Origin of the sequence: uncultured Leptotrichia sp. (assembly GCF_938036635.1) — a bacterium.
Classification (GTDB): Bacteria; Fusobacteriota; Fusobacteriia; order Fusobacteriales; family Leptotrichiaceae; genus Leptotrichia; species Leptotrichia hongkongensis.
On sequence record NZ_CALHQO010000151.1, the window covers coordinates 1 to 2,726 of the forward strand.

A 2,726-nucleotide genomic window follows, 5' to 3' on the forward strand; every position below is an offset into this window, starting at 1 on the left:
AATATAAAAAAGTATTTAAAATAGTTAGTTGACTTTTAAAGGAATAAATAATATAATCTTTTTAACTATAGAAAGTAAGAATAAGGTAAAACAAATGAAAATGAGGTGAAATATGGACGGTTTTATTAAGATAAGGAATTTGGTAAAAAAATATAAACTTAATAATGGACAAGAATTGCTAGCTGTAAACGATGTAAGTCTTGACATTGAGCAAGGCGATATATATGGAATTATGGGGCTTAGTGGAGCTGGTAAGTCTACTCTTATAAGGCTTCTTAATAGGCTGGAAGAACCTACTTCTGGAGAAATTTTAGTAAGACATGAAATTGTTGACAGTAAAAAGAAAAAAAGTCTTGGATATGAGAATAAAAATATTCTAAAATTTAATACAAGGCTTTTGAGAGAATATAGAAAAAAAACTGGTATGATTTTTCAGCATTTTAATTTGCTAAATTCAAAAAATGTTGCTGACAATATAGCTTTTCCATTGCAAATTTCAGGATGGAAAAAAAGAGATATAAAAAAAAGAGTGGATGAGCTGCTTGAAATTGTGGGGCTTTCAGATAAAAAGTTAAATTATCCCGAACAACTTTCAGGAGGTCAGAAGCAACGTGTGGCGATAGCTAGGGCATTAGCAAATAATCCCCAATTACTGCTTTCAGATGAAGCAACATCAGCACTTGATCCAAGAACGACTAATTCTATTCTGGAACTGTTGAAGGATATAAATAAAAAGTTTGGAATAACTATAATTTTGATTACTCATCAAATGGAGGTTATAAAGAAGATCTGTAATAAAGCTGCAATTATGTCAGATGGACAAATTATTGAAAAAGGCGAAACAAAAGAGATTTTCCTAAATCCAAAAACAGAACTGGCAAAAGAATTCGTACAAAATATTTCACACGAAGAATTTAGAACAGAAGAAGAGATAAAGAGCCGTGAAGAAAATAATGGAAAATTACGTCTAAGCCTTAAATATAACGAAGAACAGGTAAACGAGTCATATATTGCAAAAATTATTCGTAAATATGATGTTGAAGTAAATATTCTAAGTGGATTTATTGATAAGGTAGGGGATATTATCGTTGGAAATTTATTAATAGAAATCTCGGCAAATGAAGAAAAAGCAAAAGATATTATTGAATGGCTGAAAGAAAATAAAATAGATTCGGAGGTGGTATAAATGGGAGTAAGATTTGACTGGATTAAATTTTTACAATTTCAAAATATGGCTGAACCCCTTTGGGAAACAATTTATATGGTATTTGTTTCGACAATTATAGCATTAATTATCGGACTGCCAATTGGAATTCTACTTGTTACATCTGATGAAAAGGGTGTAAAGCCAAATAAAACAATTCATAAAATATTAGATATGATTATTGTAAATATTACAAGATCAATTCCATTTATAATCCTGATGGTTTTATTAATACCGCTTTCAAGAATGCTTGTTCATAAATCTTATGGAAGTATTGCGTTTATTGTTCCACTTTCGTTAGGCTCTGCGCCATTTGTAGCAAGAATCATAGAAGGAGCGTTAAAGGAAGTAGATGATGGGCTTATTGAAGCTTCAAAATCTATGGGTGCAACAGTTTCTGAAATTATTTTTAAAGTAATGATACCAGAAGCACTTCCTGCACTTGTTCATGGCTTGACATTAACATTAATCAGTCTGATTGGATATTCTGCGATGGCTGGGACAATCGGTGGTGGTGGACTTGGAAATGCTGCTGTAATTGATGGTTATCAAAAATCTAAGCCAGAAGTAATGTGGCAGGCGACAATTGTTATAATCGTACTTGTACAAATTATACAGTTTATTGGAAACAGTATTGTAAAAATGTTGATGAATAAGTGAAAAAGAGTTTAATTTAATAATATAAATACAGCAAGGAGATGGTTTTATGAAAAAAATTTTATTAGTCTTAGTAACAGCGTTATTTTTAGTAGCTTGCGGAAGTAAAGGAACAGAATCAAAAGGAGGAGCTCCATCAGGAAAAACTGAAAAATTAATTGTAGGTGCGACACCAGTTCCTCACGCTGAATTATTGAATTTGGTAAAGGATGACCTGAAAAAAGAAGGGATTGAACTTGAAATAGTTAAATTTAATGACTATGTTCAGCCAAATAAGGCACTTGCAGACAAAAGTATAGATGCAAACTTCTTCCAACATGTTCCATATATGAATGATTTTGGAAAGAAAAATAATATTGGATTGTCAGCAGTTGGAAATATTCATTTGGAGCCAATGGCATTATATTCTAAAAAAATAAAAAATATTAACGACTTAAAAAATGGAGATACTTTAATTATTCCTAACGATCCAACAAATGGAGGACGTGCATTAATTTTACTTGATAAAGCTGGAATTATAAAATTAAATAATAACAAGAATGTGGATGCAACATTAAAAGATATTGTAAGCAATCCAAAAAATATAAAATTTGAAGAGCTTTCAGCAGAACAGCTTCCGCCAAGATTACCTGAAGTTGCTGCTTCAATTGTAAATAGCAGTTTTGCATTAAATGCAGGATTGTCATATAAAGAAGACGGACTTGTAAAAGAAGATAAAGATTCACCTTATGCAAATGTCCTTGCAACATTGAAAGGAAATGAAAATGATCCTAGAATTCAGAAACTGTTAAAGGTATTACAAAGTGAAAAAGTAAAAAAATATATGGAAGAAAAATATAAAGATGTAATTGTTCCAGTGTTTTAG

At 30.9% G+C, this 2,726-nt stretch carries 3 protein-coding genes; all 3 read left to right on the plus strand.

The features are described from left to right. Positions 1-112 precede the first annotated feature (112 nt). From Q0370_RS02875 to Q0370_RS02885, 3 genes are read left to right on the plus strand one after another with little or no spacing between them, the layout of a single operon-like run. On the plus strand, positions 113-1,186 hold the full coding sequence (locus Q0370_RS02875) for a methionine ABC transporter ATP-binding protein (protein ID WP_299571877.1): 1,074 nt from the start codon (positions 113-115) through the stop codon (positions 1,184-1,186). A 45-nt stretch (positions 1,187-1,231) separates the two neighbouring features. Further along, complete coding sequence (locus tag Q0370_RS02880; RefSeq protein WP_299571881.1) at positions 1,232-1,864, plus strand: methionine ABC transporter permease; 633 nt, start codon at positions 1,232-1,234, stop codon at positions 1,862-1,864. 46 nt (positions 1,865-1,910) lie between these two features. Then, positions 1,911-2,726, plus strand: coding sequence for a MetQ/NlpA family ABC transporter substrate-binding protein (locus Q0370_RS02885; protein ID WP_299571879.1), 816 nt, complete (start codon positions 1,911-1,913; stop codon positions 2,724-2,726).

Excerpts from the sequence above, each read along its gene's own strand:
- Q0370_RS02875 (WP_299571877.1), top strand. The coding sequence starts at position 113 with ATGGACGGTTTTATTAAGATAAGGAATTTGGTAAAAAAATATAAACTT.
- Q0370_RS02880 (WP_299571881.1), top strand. The coding sequence starts at position 1,232 with ATGGCTGAACCCCTTTGGGAAACAATTTATATGGTATTTGTTTCGACA.
- Q0370_RS02885 (WP_299571879.1), top strand. The coding sequence starts at position 1,911 with ATGAAAAAAATTTTATTAGTCTTAGTAACAGCGTTATTTTTAGTAGCT.